The 15,734-nt window shown below is 41.2% G+C and carries 11 protein-coding genes; 6 read left to right on the top strand and 5 right to left on the bottom strand.

What is annotated here, in order from left to right:
* The first annotated feature begins 206 nt into the window (after nucleotides 1-206).
* Both CLI64_RS19965 and CLI64_RS19960 read left to right on the top strand, forming a co-directional pair.
* Nucleotides 207-1,253, top strand: a complete 1,047-nt coding sequence (locus CLI64_RS19965; protein ID WP_103138841.1) for a glycosyltransferase — start codon at nucleotides 207-209, stop codon at nucleotides 1,251-1,253.
* A gap of 16 nt (nucleotides 1,254-1,269) precedes the next feature.
* Nucleotides 1,270-2,442, top strand: a complete 1,173-nt coding sequence (locus CLI64_RS19960; RefSeq protein ID WP_103138840.1) for a glycosyltransferase family 4 protein — start codon at nucleotides 1,270-1,272, stop codon at nucleotides 2,440-2,442.
* 362 nt (nucleotides 2,443-2,804) lie between these two features.
* On the opposite strand, the gene clpB is transcribed toward CLI64_RS19960, so the two are convergent.
* The 3 genes from clpB to CLI64_RS19940 all read right to left on the bottom strand — a co-directional run bounded on the left by clpB (nucleotide 2,805) and on the right by CLI64_RS19940 (nucleotide 7,538).
* Nucleotides 2,805-5,471, bottom strand: a complete 2,667-nt coding sequence (gene clpB, locus CLI64_RS19955; RefSeq protein ID WP_103138839.1) for an ATP-dependent chaperone ClpB — start codon at nucleotides 5,469-5,471, stop codon at nucleotides 2,805-2,807.
* A 624-nt stretch (nucleotides 5,472-6,095) separates the two neighbouring features.
* Nucleotides 6,096-6,530, bottom strand: coding sequence for a lactoylglutathione lyase (gloA, locus tag CLI64_RS19945; protein WP_103138837.1), 435 nt, complete (start codon nucleotides 6,528-6,530; stop codon nucleotides 6,096-6,098).
* A 165-nt stretch (nucleotides 6,531-6,695) separates the two neighbouring features.
* Nucleotides 6,696-7,538 (bottom strand): hypothetical protein, encoded by an 843-nt coding sequence (locus CLI64_RS19940; protein ID WP_103138836.1) that lies wholly within the window; start codon nucleotides 7,536-7,538, stop codon nucleotides 6,696-6,698.
* 317 nt (nucleotides 7,539-7,855) lie between these two features.
* On the opposite strand from CLI64_RS19940, the gene eno reads away from it, so the two are divergent.
* On the top strand, nucleotides 7,856-9,145 hold the full coding sequence (gene eno / locus CLI64_RS19935) for a phosphopyruvate hydratase (protein WP_103138835.1): 1,290 nt from the start codon (nucleotides 7,856-7,858) through the stop codon (nucleotides 9,143-9,145).
* Between the two features lie 119 nt (nucleotides 9,146-9,264).
* On the opposite strand, the gene argC is transcribed toward eno, so the two are convergent.
* A complete protein-coding gene (gene argC / locus CLI64_RS19930; protein WP_103138834.1) occupies nucleotides 9,265-10,323 on the bottom strand; it encodes an N-acetyl-gamma-glutamyl-phosphate reductase in 1,059 nt (352 codons plus the stop codon).
* A gap of 501 nt (nucleotides 10,324-10,824) precedes the next feature.
* Between argC and ribBA the strand changes: the two genes are divergently transcribed.
* The gene (gene ribBA, locus CLI64_RS19925) at nucleotides 10,825-12,480 is read left to right on the top strand and encodes a bifunctional 3,4-dihydroxy-2-butanone-4-phosphate synthase/GTP cyclohydrolase II (protein WP_103138833.1); all 1,656 of its coding nucleotides are present in this window, start codon (nucleotides 10,825-10,827) and stop codon (nucleotides 12,478-12,480) included.
* Between the two features lie 118 nt (nucleotides 12,481-12,598).
* Nucleotides 12,599-13,348: a Uma2 family endonuclease gene (locus CLI64_RS19920; protein WP_103138832.1), complete on the top strand. Its 750-nt coding sequence runs from the start codon at nucleotides 12,599-12,601 to the stop codon at nucleotides 13,346-13,348.
* 1 nt (nucleotide 13,349) lies between these two features.
* Here the strand turns inward: CLI64_RS19920 and CLI64_RS19915 are convergent, their stop codons facing one another.
* Nucleotides 13,350-14,240, bottom strand: coding sequence for a peptidoglycan recognition family protein (locus CLI64_RS19915; protein ID WP_103138831.1), 891 nt, complete (start codon nucleotides 14,238-14,240; stop codon nucleotides 13,350-13,352).
* Nucleotides 14,241-14,546: 306 nt separating this feature from the next.
* Between CLI64_RS19915 and CLI64_RS19910 the strand changes: the two genes are divergently transcribed.
* Nucleotides 14,547-15,275, top strand: coding sequence for an AIM24 family protein (locus CLI64_RS19910; RefSeq protein WP_103138830.1), 729 nt, complete (start codon nucleotides 14,547-14,549; stop codon nucleotides 15,273-15,275).
* The last annotated feature ends 459 nt before the right edge of the window (nucleotides 15,276-15,734 follow it).

The following is a 15,734-nucleotide window of genomic DNA, read 5'->3' as shown; positions in this document are numbered from 1 at the left end:
TAAAATTTGCCTACTGTGAATTTTAAGGGCATAATAGTGGCGATCGCTTGCCCTATCAAGGTTTGTTTACACTATATTACTGGTCGGATTTCCCTACCCGCTTATATTAGCTAAAAAATATTTAGCCCAAAGCCGACTGTTACTCTGCATTTCTGATATTCAGGAAAGCAACACTAATATTTATTGCTTAATTTAGGTCATTTTTAATGAAAATTATTGCCTGGCCGGCATTTAAAACCAAGTATAAAAATCCTTACAACTGGCTATTGTATTCACATATTTGTGAACAGGGCGCAACAGTTGAGGAATTTACGCTGGGAAAGTTATTAGTCCAGAAATATGATATTTTCCATCTACATTGGCCGACAGAAACTATATCGCGTCATCCTAACTTAATTGTAGCTCTTTTTCGTGCATTTACAATGCTGTTAGCCATCAAGTGGGCTAAGGTTAAAGGTACAAAAATTATTTGGACTATTCATGATAGTTATCCCCACTCTCTATTACATCCTCGATTAGCAAATTGGTTCCAGAATAATTTTATTAAGCTGGTAGATGGATGTATTAGTCATAGTGAAACTGCTAAAGAATTGGCAGATAAACAATTTTTATATTCCCGAACAATACCCCATGCCGTTATTAATCATGGTCATTATAGACAGATTTATCCTAACCAAATTAGTCAGGATGCTGCTCGATCGACTTTAAATATACCAGATGGTTGTAATTTACTTTTATTTTTGGGATATATTGACTACTACAAAAACATTCCTCATTTAGTGCGGGTATTTCTGGATTTAGCTCCTAACAATTGGATATTGCTGATAGCAGGTAAAGTCGAATCACCAGAATTAGGTGATGAGATATCAACTTTAGCTGCTAACGATTTCAGAATTAAATTAAATTTCTCGTTTGTGCCTGATGACAAGTTACAAATCTACTTTCAAGCTGCTAATTTAGTAGCTTTACCTTTTCAAGAAATTTTAAACTCAGGTAGTGCCATCCTAGCTTTATCTTTTGATTCTCCTATATTAGTACCTGATAAGGGATCGATGAAAGAATTACAGATGCAAGTTGGGTTGGAGTGGGTGAATTTGTACTCTGGAGATTTAACGACAGAAGCTTTAGCAACAGGACTAAATTGGGCTATTCAAGAAAAGCGATCGCCCTCGGCTAATTTAAAAGAATTAGAATGGTCAGATTTGGCTCAAAAAACTCTCAAATATTTTGAGCAAGTTTGTAATCAAAAATAATACCTCAGAGGAATTTATGCAAATTGCTTATGTGACTACTTATGATGTTAAAAATCCTGATAGTTGGACAAAATATCATGGTGGAAACTATGGAGCTAGTAATTTCATTGCTAAGACATTAACCAATCAAAATATTTTTCTTGATTATTTAGGCCCTCTACAAAAAACACAATCTTGGTTGACTAGAAGTAAATGGCTATATTATCATCACTTATTTAAAAAAGATTATTACAGTTGGAGCGAACCAATAGTTTGTCGAAGTTATGGTAATCAAGTAGCTAAAAAATTACGTGATACAAGTAGTGATATTGTTATTTCTCCTGAAGGCGCAATTCCTACTGCTTATTTAGAGTGTCAACAGCCGATAGTGCTGTGGATAGATACTACTTTAACTGAATTAATCAATTTTTTTCCTCATTTGAGTAATCTTTGTCAAGAAACTAAAAATAATATTTATCAAATGGAAAAGGCTGCATTGGATAAATGCAAGCTACTTATAGTTACCTCCGAATGGGCAAGGGAGACTGTTGTTAAAACCTATGGAATAGACAAGTCTAAAATTCGGATTATTCCCAGAGGCGCAAATATAGAAATTAAGCCAGGAAGAAGTTTAGTAGAGATTACAGAACTAGTTAAATCAAGGGGAGATAAAATATGTAAGTTAATTTACTCTGGGGTTGATTGGAAACGTAAAGGTGGGGATATTGCTCTAGGAGTAGCTAAAAAATTAAATGAAATAGGTTTGCATACAGAGTTAACGATTATAGGATGTCAGCCTATCTCTGAAGAACCATTGCCAAGCTTTGTCAAACCATTGGGGTATATCAACAAAAATCAACCTGATGGTTTATCTAAAATGTGTAAGTTAATTGGTGATTCTCATTTTTTAATTTTACCTACCTTAGCCGATACTAATCCTCATGTTTTGGCAGAAGCCAATGCTTTTGGTGTTCCTTGTTTAACAACCAAAATAGCAGGTATCCCAACTGTGATTAAAGATGATATTAATGGCAAAACTTTTTCAGTCGATGCCAAAGTAGAAGATTATTGTAATTATGTAATTCAGTATTGGAATCAGTATCACAAATATGAAGAATTAGCTATATCATCTTTTAATGAATATTTAACTCGTCTTAATTGGGAAGTTGCTGGTATGACAGCTAAACAGTTACTTTTAGAAATTCTCTAAACCATATATTGACTTACGCAAGTATCAAAATTGATCCTTGGTGTGTGACGCTATAAGTCTAATAACTATCTTCCAATAATTTCGCAGCGTCACACACCCTACATAGAAAATATGTCAGTTGCTATAGATTTACTTTCTTTAGAGGGCAATACATCAGAGATTGGACGACGAAATTTTATCAAATAGGAGAATTTATTTTGTGTGTTGCTATATCGTCTGTCTTTTGGCTTGTTAGGTAAAAAAGATGGCTGGGTAGGTATTTTTCAGAAAGTGTGAGTTTGAGTGCTGAGTTTTGGGTCAATTCGCTGTTCAGCACTCTTGTTTACTATTTAATTGGATTAGGCTAACACGCACTTTTGGTGTTAAGAATCAGAGGATGAATCAAAGACTTTAATAGCCTGTGCAGGTATTACTTTTACAGGTGGTTTGTTGCTAAAAGTTAATCCATTTTCACCTTTATCAATGTAAATGGTGTCACCAGCAATAAAGGTATTTTCTAATAACTTAGTGGCAATGGGGTTTTCGATTTCTCGCTGAATGGATCGTTTTAGGGGACGCGCACCATAGATGGGATCATAACCGCGTTCGACTAAGAATTCACAAGCTGCTGAAGAGATATCAAAGGAAATTTTTTGCTCTCGCAGCAGGTTTTCCACACGTTTAAGTTGAATGCGGATGATGTGCTGCATCTCTTGACGGCTGAGGGTGTGGAAGAGAATTTTTTCATCAACGCGGTTGAGAAATTCAGGGCGGAAGTGCGATCGCAGAGCATCCATGACTCTTTCTCGCATTATCTCATACTGGGAATCATCACCAGACACATCTAATATATATTCGCTACCAATGTTACTAGTCATGACAATCACAGTGTTACGGAAATCTACTGTTCTGCCTTGAGAATCAGTAATTCTCCCATCATCTAACACCTGTAATAAAATATTGAATACATCGGGATGTGCTTTCTCGACTTCATCCAAAAGTATGACTGAGTAGGGATGACGGCGAATGGCTTCTGATAGTTGTCCCCCCTCTTCGTAGCCTACGTAACCTGGAGGCGCGCCAACTAACCGAGAAACTGAATGTTTTTCCATGTACTCAGACATATCTAGACGCACTAAAGCATCATCAGAATCGAAGAGAAACTGAGCTAAGGCGCGGGCGAGTTCAGTTTTACCTACCCCAGTCGGCCCCATGAATAAAAATGAACCAATGGGGCGGTTGGGTTCTTTCATTCCCGCACGGGCGCGACGAATGGCGGCGGAAACTGCTTCTACGGCTTCCTGTTGACCGATGACGCGTTGATGTAAGTGGCTTTCTAGTTGCAGTAATTTTTGCCTTTCTGATTCCAATAGGCGGTTTACGGGGATACCTGTCCACTTGGCGACGATTTCGGCGATATCAGCTTCGGTGACTTGTTCGCGCAACAGGGTAGAACCTTGGCTTTGTAATTCTAACAGCTTTGCTTCTTTGGCTTCGCGATCGCGCTGTACTCCTTCTAATTTGCCGTACTTTAATTGAGCCGCTTTATTTAAATCATAGGCACGTTCTGCTTGATCAATCTGTACGCGTAGGGCTTCTTCTTCTTTCTTTAAAGCACTGATAGCTTCTAGTAGCTGCTTTTCACCTTGCCATTGATTATTTAAATCTTGTTGTTTTGAGGTTAAATTGGCAATTTCTGATTCAATTCGCTCTAAACGCTCCCTAGTTTGGGCGGGGACTTTTTCTTCCCCAGCTAGAGAGAGTTTTTCCATCTCTAGCTGCATCAGGCGGCGGTCAATGGTTTCCAAATCGGAGGGTTTGGAGGTAATCTCCATTTTTAATTGAGCTGCGGCTTCATCTACTAAGTCAATGGCTTTATCTGGTAAAAAGCGGTCAGCAATGTAACGTGCTGATAAAGTCGCCGCCGCTACTAAAGCGGAGTCAGAGATTTTCACGTTGTGGTGGACTTCGTAGCGTTCTTTCAGACCCCGCAGAATCGATATGGTATTTTCTACACTGGGCTGGTCTACGAACACCTGTTGAAAGCGGCGTTCTAGGGCTGCATCTTTCTCAATAAATTTGCGGTATTCATCCAGGGTAGTCGCCCCAATACAGCGCAATTCGCCCCGCGCCAACATGGGTTTCAGCAAGTTCCCCGCATCCATCGCCCCTTGTTGATTTGAGCCTGTACCGACGACGGTATGTAGTTCATCGATAAAGAGAACAATTTGACCGTTAGATTCTGTTACTTCCCTGAGAACGGCCTTTAATCTATCCTCAAATTCACCCCGATATTTTGCCCCTGCAATTAAACTACCGATATCTAGGGAGATGAGTTGACGATTTTTCAGAGATTCTGGGACATCACCATTAATTATGCGCTGTGCCAAAGCTTCTGCGATCGCTGTCTTACCCACCCCAGGTTCACCAATTAACACTGGGTTATTTTTACTGCGGCGAGACAACACCTGAATCACCCGGCGAATCTCATCATCCCGCCCAATTACTGGGTCTAATCTTCCAGATTTTGCCTGTTCTGTTAAATCCCGACCGAATTTTTGCAGGGCTTCATAACGGGATTCGGGATTTTGATCTGTCACTTTTTGACTACCGCGAACTGCTTTAATACTGGATTCAATTTTGATATTGTCTACGTTAAAACCTTTAAGTACGCGCCTACCGACACGCTCATCATCAGCCAGGGCTAACAGGATATGTTCTACAGAAATGTAGCCATCCTTCATATTCACCCTAATTTCCTCAGCGCGGTCAAGCAGAGTATCTAAACCGCGTCCGAGGTAAAGCTGATCACTTTTGCCTACCTTCGGTTGGCGCTGGGTAAAAGCTTCTAATTGCTGTTGTAGGCGGATAGGATCTACTTCTGCACGCGCCAAAATCCGCATTGCTAGACTTGTGGGATCTTCTAAGAGTGCGAGAATTAAATGTTCAACATCTAGTTGTTGTTGTTGATATGCACGGACTATATCCTGAGATTTAACAATTGCTTCCCAGACTTTATCAGTAAATTTATTAGGATCTGTAGGCTGCATCTTTACGATTTTGAGGTGTAACTTTAAGATTTCGGAGTTTTAAGGTGAAAAATTGCGTGATTAGGAAATAAGAGTTTATAAGTTAGGATTTTTAAGCAGCATTTTTGCCAATTTCTACTCCCCAATCAGTAATTCCTATATTTTCAGTGTTTATCCGCGTATTTTAGTTTGTGGCAGCCAGGGATGTAGCAACTAAATTATAGTTTGACCCTCCGAATTTTAGATTTTGGATTTTGGATTTTGGATTTTTTGGGGTTACAAACCCCACCCTGGTAGGTGGAAAAATCTAAAATACTCGCTGCGCTGCGTTCGCTACGCTAACGTCAATCTAAAATCCTCAAGCCCCGCATCCTTGTGTCGGGGTCAATCCAAAATCGCAAATCTAAAATCCAAAATTGGTTGACCCACTACCTATATCCCTAATTTAAAACGAAAACACCATCATGGGGTGACTTTGCCTGATGGTATTTGAGAAAATATTCAGTTTGGGGGATTGGGGATTGGGGACTGGGAAGATGGGGAAGTGTGGGGAGTGTGGGGAGAGAGGGGGGAAAGATTTCTTCCCACACCTCCCACACCTCCCACACTTCCTGCTTGCCTTATGCCCAATGCCCAATGCCCAAATTACTGAGTTACCAGTTGTTCTGACGATTCTTGTGTTTGTGCTGTATTTTGAGTTTTGACTTGAATTAGCTCGATTTTGTATCCGTTGGGGTCTTCTACAAAGGCAATCACAGTAGAACCATGCTTCATTGGCCCTGGTTCTCTAACTACTTTACCCCCACGATTTCTAATTTCTTCGCAGGTAGCGTAAATATCATCGACACCAATGGCGATATGTCCGTAAGCATTGCCTAGTTCGTATTTGTCTACGCCCCAGTTATAGGTGAGTTCTATCACTGTATTATCGCTTTCGTCGCCGTAACCAATAAATGCTAGGGTAAATTCCCCACTGGGATAATCTTTTTGCCGCAATAACTTCATTCCCAGAACATCACAGTAAAATTTTAAAGATTCTTCCAGGTTGCCCACCCGCAACATTGTATGAAGTAAACGCATAATTACCTTTGGTGTTGGTTCTGTAAAATATTGATTTCTGCCAACATTGTACAGATTGATTGGGGATTGGGTATGGGGCATTGGGCATTGGGGATTGGGCATAAGAATAAAATTTACCTTTTCTACCTTTTCCCCCTGCCCCCTGCCCAATTCCCCCCTGCCTCTTCAAAATGGGTTAATGGAAAGCGATTTGACTCTTTTTGCACCTTTTGGCGGGATAAATCGAAAGGTATTGCGGTTAATGATGGGATTTGGTGTTCTGGTCAGGATGTTTTCTGTAAGTTTAATATCTAAATCTTTTGATTGACCTACGAGTTGGATTTGGTTGATGGTAGCGGTCTGGGGATTAACAAAGGCACTCAAAACAAATCCTTCGCCTGGTTGTTTGTAGTCATATACGTAAAATTCCTTACCATCAACTACGCGTCTACTACCTGTAAGGTTTCTGCCATCCGCGTTTAGATATGTCAAGACGTTTTTCTGGGATAAATGCCCAGCAGCTACTACAGTTTTTCTATCTGACTCTGGAAATTCTAGGGAAGCGAAGGAAGAAATCCCGATTAAGACCCAATCGCCAGAATCTTTAAAGTCTGGATAGGAGATGACGGCGTATTGCTGCAAATCAGCACGGTAAATGCAAACTTGTTTACCATCAGAAACTATTAAATTTCCGGTTCTGGGTGGTTTTCCTGGTGTTGTGTAGGCGATTTCTGCGCGGAACTTGCGCCATGATTGGCTGATGATTTTACTTTGGAGGTAAATTGTCGCCTCGCCGCCTTGGCTACCGACTGTAAATTTGGTTTGAGAATTAGTTTGAAAGCGATCGCTTTGCCAAAAAGCTGACATGGTTTTCGCCAACAAATTTAAATCTAATGGTTCTGTAGCTTGGCTAATATTGGTTGTAGGCGTGGCAGATTGACTAGTTCTGGGTAATTGGACAGCTTGAGCAGTTCCTCCTAGTATCGTCAATAAACCCAAACAGGCGATCGCTTTCAATCTAAATTTCATAAGTATTTCTCATTTCTACTGTTACAAATTATTCTTCCCTAATTTTTTCTCATCACTTAAGGCAGAACTTACGCAACAGACTGATGAGATAATTTCCCCATTCCCAATGCCCCATGCCCCATCCCCAATGCCCATTCCCTATTGACTATTGACCAAAAAATAATCCAAAATCCAAAGTCCGCCTATTCGATATTGATTTATCCAATCTCTGGAAATCTTCATTTAATCTCAGCCGATAGTTCATATCAGCGCGTATGCTAGCGATGGGGTTGAGCTAATAGAGTGTGTGCAACCAACGGTAAGAAGGAGCAAAACTAATGAGTAACATTGTAGATACTGCGATCGAGGCAATTGTCGCCCGTGAAATTCTTGATTCACGCGGTAGACCCACAATCGAAGCTGAAGTACATTTGCTAAGTGGTGCTGTGGGACTAGCACAGGTTCCTAGCGGTGCTTCTACAGGTACTTTTGAAGCTCATGAGCTACGGGATAAGGATAAAAGCCGTTACGGTGGTAAAGGGGTACTCAAGGCAGTACACAATGTCAATGAAATCCTATCTCAAGAATTAATTGGCTTGGATGCCCTCGACCAAGAATTAATAGACCGGACAATGATTGCTCAGGACGGTTCAGCCAATAAATCTAATTTAGGGGCAAACGCTATTTTGGCGGTTTCCCTCGCTACTGCTAAAGCTGGGGCTGAATCTTTGGGAATCCCCCTATATCGTTATTTGGGTAGTCCTTTATCCAATTTGCTACCTGTACCTTTGATGAATGTCATTAACGGTGGAGCGCACGCTGCAAATAATGTAGACTTCCAAGAGTTTATGATTGTCCCCATTGGTGCTACTTCTTTTCGGGAAGCTTTGCGTTGGGGTGCGGAGGTATTTGCTACCCTCAGCGAAGTTCTGCACGACAAGGGTTTGCTGACTGGTGTGGGTGATGAAGGTGGTTTTGCACCTAACCTAGAATCTAATCAAGTGGCTTTGGAATTGTTGGTGGCTGCAATTGAAAAAGCTGGTTATAAGCCTGGTTCACAAGTGGCTTTGGCTTTGGATGTAGCTGCTAGCGAATTTTACAAAGATGGTCAGTATGTTTACGATGGTAAGCCCCACGCGCCTACTGAATTTATTGATTATTTAGCCCAGTTAGTTGACCAATACCCCATCGTCTCCATTGAAGATGGTTTACATGAAGAAGACTGGAAACATTGGCAACTACTCACCCAGAAAATTGGTTCTAAAGTGCAGTTAGTCGGGGATGACTTGTTTGTGACCAACGCTACTCGCTTACAAACAGGTATCCAAGAAAAAGCCGGGAACGCCATTTTGATTAAACTCAATCAAATCGGTTCTTTAACTGAGACTTTGGAAACCATTGACTTAGGGACTCGGAACGGTTTCCGGTCAGTAATTAGCCATCGTTCCGGTGAAACCGAAGATACCACAATTGCTGATTTAGCCGTCGCCACCCGCGCTGGTCAAATCAAAACCGGTTCACTATGTCGTAGTGAAAGGGTAGCCAAATACAACCGCCTACTCCGCATTGAAGATGAACTAGGCGATCGCGCCGTTTATGCTGGGGCTGTTGGTTTGGGGCCGAAGTAGGGACTGGGGACTGGGGACTGGGAGACAAGGGAGATGAGGAGCAGGGGGAGCAGGGGGAGAAAAATACAATGCTCAATGCCCAATACCCAATGCCCGATGCCCAATGCCCAATGCCCCTTTCACGGATAAAACCCCAATTTGGGTAAACCCAATGTCTCATCCCAACCCATCATGATGTTGAGACACTGAATTGCTTGACCCGCCTGGCCTTTGATTAAGTTGTCGATGACTGACATGACAATCACTCGTCCAGTACGCGGGTCAACTTCTATACCTATATAACAAACGTTGCTACCGCTTGCCCACTTGGTTTGCGGGTATACTCCGGTTTCACAAATTTTTACCCAAGGTGAATTACGGTAAAACGCAGTATAAATAGTTGCTAAATCGTCTCCTACTAGACCAGGATCGCGGAGTGTGGCGTATACTGTTGCTAACATTCCCCGCACCATCGGTACAAGGTGGGGGGTAAACTGTACTGTCACTTCATGTCCTGCTAGTTCGCTACAAATTTGCTCAATTTCTGGAGTATGGCGGTGACGAGCAACACTATAGGCAGCTAGAGAATTATCGGCTTCTGCTAACAATAGGTGTGTTTTGGCTTCCCGACCTGCACTTGATGCGCCGGACTTAGCGTCAATAATGGCAGTTTCAGGAACAATTAAGCCTTGTTTAAAGAGGGGCAGAAGTGCTAAAAGACTAGCTGTGGGGTAAGCACCAGGACAACCAACAAGCTGGGCATCGGCAATGCGATCGCGATAAAGTTCTGGTAAGCCATACACGGCATTACTTGCTGTATGATGGTCGCTGCGATCGTTACCATACCAATTGGTATAGGTTGCCAAATTCTTGAATCGATAATCTGCACTCAAATCCAGAACTTTACACCCTTTCTCTATTAATGCTGGTGTCAACTGGCAAGCTAAACCATTTGGTAGTGCAAGAAATATTACCTCACAACGTCGGGCAATGACTTCTGGATCTATTGCCTCTAGGGGCAATTTCACCATATTAGTTAGATGGGGGTAAACAGACGTAAAAGCCTTACCTGTACTATTTTCTTCACCTAAATAAACTAGTTCTACCTCTGGATGCTCCATTAGTAACCGTACTAGTTGTACTCCGCCATAGCCTGACGCGCCAACAATGCCAACGGGTACGCGTCTGAAATTACCCATGATTCTCAAATCCTTAATTCGCTTTTGGTTAATCTGTCGTTATCGATGAACTACTAGCTACCAGAGGCGAACCTGACAAAACACTACATAACGCAAGTACATAAGCAATTTAAAATCCCCTCCGGGAAGGTGAACCTAGAAAATTCCCAATTAACAGACTAAACCGTAGTAATACGTCGTCAGCTTCTACACTTTTACCCAAGGCAACAATTTTCCCTATGTCAACGAAACATTGCTAGTTTATATCTCTGTTGCATAAAGGAGCTACAATCTACAATAAGAAATTATTAAAAAAAATTTACTATTACAAGTTAACACTGTGTACCACTTAAGCTCGAATCTCACTCCTGATTTATTCTCCACCTCAAGCAAAGAGAAGCAGGCAGAAGACCTAAATATCTACAAATTAGTATCTCTCTCTACACCTTAAAAACATGGCTATTTCCAGCCAAATGTGACACATCTAGACTAACTCCCTCATCCTAGTTCCTACTCTTTTTTATGTTTGATTCTATTGATGCTGCCTTGACAGACCTCAAGGCTGGCCGCGCCATTGTCGTGGTAGATGATGAAAATCGAGAAAATGAAGGCGATTTAATTTGTGCAGCGCAATTTGCCACCCCTGACATGATTAATTTTATGGCGGTGGAAGCCAGAGGGTTAATCTGTTTGGCAATGACAGGCGATCGCCTGGATGAACTGGATTTACCATTAATGGTGACAAACATCACAGACCCTAACCAAACGGCTTTTACCGTCAGTATTGATGCCAGTCCCCATTTAGGTGTATCTACTGGTATCTCTGCCGACGACCGCGCCCGTACCATCCAGGTGACTCTGAACCCAGCCACCAAACCTTCAGATTTACGTCGTCCTGGGCATATTTTCCCCTTAAGGGCGAGGGCTGGCGGTGTTCTCAAGCGTGCCGGACATACGGAGGCGGCTGTAGATTTGGCACGATTAGCCGGATTATATCCAGCAGGGGTAATTTGCGAGATTCAAAACCCCGATGGTTCAATGGCTAGGTTACAGCAGTTGATCGAATACGCCCAACACCATAACCTGAAAATTATTAGCATTGCCGATTTAATTAGTTATCGCCTCAAACACGATCGCTTGGTATACCGCGAAGTGGTAACTCGCCTACCTAGTCAATTTGGTCAGTTTGACATTTACGCCTATCGCCACACTTTGGATAACACAGAACACGTTGCCATTGTCAAAGGCGATCCCGCTAACTTTCAAGATGAGCCTGTAATGGTGCGAATGCACTCTGAATGTCTCACAGGTGACGCGTTGGGTTCTTTGCGGTGTGATTGTCGGATGCAGTTACAAGCCGCTTTGAACATGATTGAAAAAGCAGGTCAAGGTGTGGTGGTTTACCTGCGTCAAGAAGGACGCGGAATTGGCTTGATTAACAAGCTCAAAGCCTACTCCTTACAAGATATGGGACTGGATACCGTAGAAGCAAATGAGCGTTTAGGATTCCCCGCCGATTTGCGTGACTATGGAATGGGGGCGCAAATGCTGATGGATTTGGGTGTGAAAAAAATTCGCCTGATTACCAATAATCCCCGTAAAATTGCTGGGGTGAAAGGTTATGGCTTGGAAGTTGTAGATCGCGTGCCATTGTTAATTGAAAGTAACGACTACAATTCTTATTACTTGGCGACTAAAGCGAAAAAACTTGGTCATATGCTGCTACAGACCTATTTGGTGACAGTAGCAATTCACTGGCAAGATGACCCGCAATTAGTCACAAAACGCTACGAACGCCTAGAGAAATTACGGCATTTAGTCAGAAGCTATGACTTATTGTTGCAGGAAGAAGCCCGTCCCTTAGCGATCGCATTATTCGATGAACCATCATTAACAGTACATTTGGGTTTTGACCAACCAACAGTCGCCACTAACGACTGGTATCAACAAGCTGGTCATCCCTATCTACAAGCCATTTTGCAAATTTTGGACAACTTAGCCGCCATACCTTATATTCAAAAACTAGAATTTTTGATTTCTGCTGGTAGTGATCCTCTCACTAACTTGCAAATCCAGCTAGATAGACAAGCAATACCAGATGGGGAGTTACCATCTACGGTGGGCGATCGCTTGGAAACACAGAAAATATATAGTTTTACTAAGACAGTCGGTGGGTAATCAAAAAGCAAAAGGTAAAAGGTAAAAGGTAAAAACTCTTTTCTTTTTACCTATTTGCCTTTTAATTAACATATAAATAACCGCGATCGCACTTCAGCACTTTATTAGGTGAAAAGCTATGTCAGAAACTACCCTAGCTGCACCAGATATTCAACTCCCACCCACTCAACTAGAATTACCCTATGATGATGGTGTACCAATGGAAAGTGCGCGCCACAAAGCCCAAATGGACTTGTTAATTGATGCTTTAATTCCTTGGTTAGAACAACGGGAAGATGGGTTTGTCGGCGGTAATATGTTTGTTTATTACAGTCTGGCACAGGTACGCAACAAAGATTTTAAAGGGCCAGATTTTTTTATTGCGTTGGGAGTCCCCAAGGGAGAACGACGCAGTTGGGTAGTTTGGGAAGAAGGGAAAGCACCGGATGTAGTGATTGAGTTACTGTCAGCAAGCACAGCCTCAACAGATAAAAATGAGAAAATGCTGATTTATCAAAATCAAATGCGTGTATTGGAATATTTCTGGTATGACCCGTTTAATGCTGATGATTTAGCGGGGTTTTCCTTACAAAAAGGTGTGTACCTACCCATTGTCAAAAATAATCAAAATCAGTTAGTGAGTCAATCTTTACAGTTAGGATTACAATTTTGGCAGGGAAATTACAAAGGAATTGATGCAACTTGGTTGCGTTGGGCAAATTTGCAAGGAGAGTTACTGCCAACCCCTGAAGAAAAAGAACGTCAACGCGCAGACAATGCTCAATCACAGTTACGACAAACTGCACGTAACTTACTAGAAACGGGAATGACGCTAGAACAGGTAGTTAAGTTGACAGGCTTATTGGCATCGGAAATAGAACAAGAGTAAATTACGTAGGGTTATCACTAGTTTGATTCGTTGTCCGATAAACTGGACTGACTTGACGATAGGTATCTAGTAAAGTCATAAACTTATCAAAGTCAAAGCTTAAGGGGTCAACTCGTTGTCCTGAACGGTCTACGCCTTTGTGGGTGGTAATGCGATCGCCTGGAACTTGACTTTGAGCTATTAACCACGCTAAAGCATGATATTGGGCATCTGTGTAACCACTGTGAGCAGTTAAAAAATTATTTCCACGTCCGTCTGGGGGTGTTTCTAAAGAAACATGATAAGCAAAATTATTGACGGAGGGGGGTAAATTGGCGTTAGTTTGCACAGTCTCTTCCCCATCTGCACCCACAAACACCGAGTTACCTGCACCAAAAGCGCGATATTCAGGCGGTACAAGATAAATCACAGTCCCATCTAAGGCGACGATCGCATGATAACTTGCTTGCACATTTTCATCTTCATGGGGTGTTTGGAAGAAATTCACCGCACTCGATGCACTATTACTCGTTTCATGAATGACGATGATCGGTTGATTGTTGACTGGTACGCCATTGACATCTGTAGTGTATCTTGCGCCGTAGTTACTAGGATCTACGGCTACAACTAGATATCTGGGTTTGTATTTGGCAAAAGCGGCTGTAGTTTCGTATTTAGGTGGACTTTGTTGAGGTTTTGTAGGAGATTGGAGCAGATTTTGCGATTTTGCTACGGGTAGGGGATGAGATTGTAACTTGGCTGGAGGGTATTGACTCCAGGCGATCGCATCCGGTGGTGATGCTGTGGTTTCTGTTTTGAGGTTTCTGGCTTCTCCAATTAATATAGTGACGCTCAAAGCTATAAATACTAGAGAAATTAATATCACCCTGGTTGCCCAGTCATTAAACCGCATTTTTTCTTATTAGTAGTAGTTAATTAACAATTATCTCAATGTTTTAATTTTAGTCAATTTCTCGCTAAATATATAAGTTTGTCGGACAAATACTGCAACATAATTGCTATGATATTTTTCTCTCGGTATATTTATTTAAATGTAGTTACTGAGATTTTATAATCCAGCTTGAGGTATATGTTGGAGGGAAAACTTTCAGCATGTAGGAGGAAGAAAACTTTAATAGGTTTTACAGACAATCTTCGACCGTGATTTCCAATTTTAAATAATTTAGTATAGCATCTGCAATTCTATCAAAATAAATCTATGCAATATGAAGTCAAGATTTTAGAACCTACGGATTTATGGTACTTACAAAATAATATTAATAAAGAGACCAATAAATTCTATCATCCTACTAAAAATATTCCTTTTGTGCAGCAAGTTGAAATCAGACTGGAAAATTCTGGAGTAGTGATTCAAAAAGGTGCTTTACACAGATGTGTTGGTAAACTCACACATGGTGTTTACAAGACTGATAATCGTTTGAGAGATGTTTGGGTGTCTTTAATGACGGAGGTTGATTACAATGCTCCTGTCTATAAAGGTAGTGGTAATGTGTACCTGGAACCTAGAGGTAAAGGTCAATTTTTACATTACACAGCAATTGATATATCAGAACAAGAACAGTGGGAATTTGATGATGGCATATTCCAATTTTGTTCTGATAACGTGATTTTAGGAACTAAAAAATTAAAGTTTCGCCAAATGGCTGGTTCTAGTGATGGGCGATGGAGAATTGCCATTAAAGCCTTAAATGGTCAGCGCGCTAGAGTCGTCACAGGAACAAGTGCAATTACTAAGATTATTGAAATTCATAGAGGCGAAACTGTGATTGCTGACTATGATTTCGTCAAAGGATTCACTAGTGGAATTCAAGAAGACTATCGAAAATTAGGACATTTTGGTAAAGGTGGCGGCGAAGGTTATGTTTGGATTTATGAAGGTGAAGGTAGATTATTAGTGTCTGAAAACGACGGTATGGGACTCGGTTAAATTATTTAGGGGTATTGGAAAATTATTCTGCTGTGACTGTCAGTAAATTCAAATCTCACCTAACCCACCCTGATAAGTAGAACAGGGTAAATATTTGTAGTTCTGATTAGGCAGGGGACAGGGGTGCAGGGAGCAGGGGGAAAGAGAATTTTAGCCTAGTTTACATTTCTTAAGATAGTTAGGTTTTTTCTCACCGACTTACTTAAGTGTGGGTTTTTGACGTTGTGTTCCAAAAACCTTGGTTTTGGGCTGTAATACCAATTCATACCAATTTTGGATTTTGGATTAAAAGCCTAGATTCTTAGCTGTTCCAGAATCTCGAAACAATACTACTTATCCCAATTTGGTATCAAATGAGGGAACAGTAGCATTTCTATCTCCCTTGAAAAGTCAGAATCATCCAGATACTTGACTTTCTGGAAATATATGTCAAGCTAATATTTAGAATATCTAAATATA

It is taken from the genome of Nostoc sp. CENA543, assembly GCF_002896875.1.
In the GTDB taxonomy this organism is placed as follows: domain Bacteria; phylum Cyanobacteriota; class Cyanobacteriia; order Cyanobacteriales; family Nostocaceae; genus Trichormus.
Note: the sequence above shows the minus strand (reverse complement) of the source record. Positions and strands in the feature narration are given on the sequence as shown.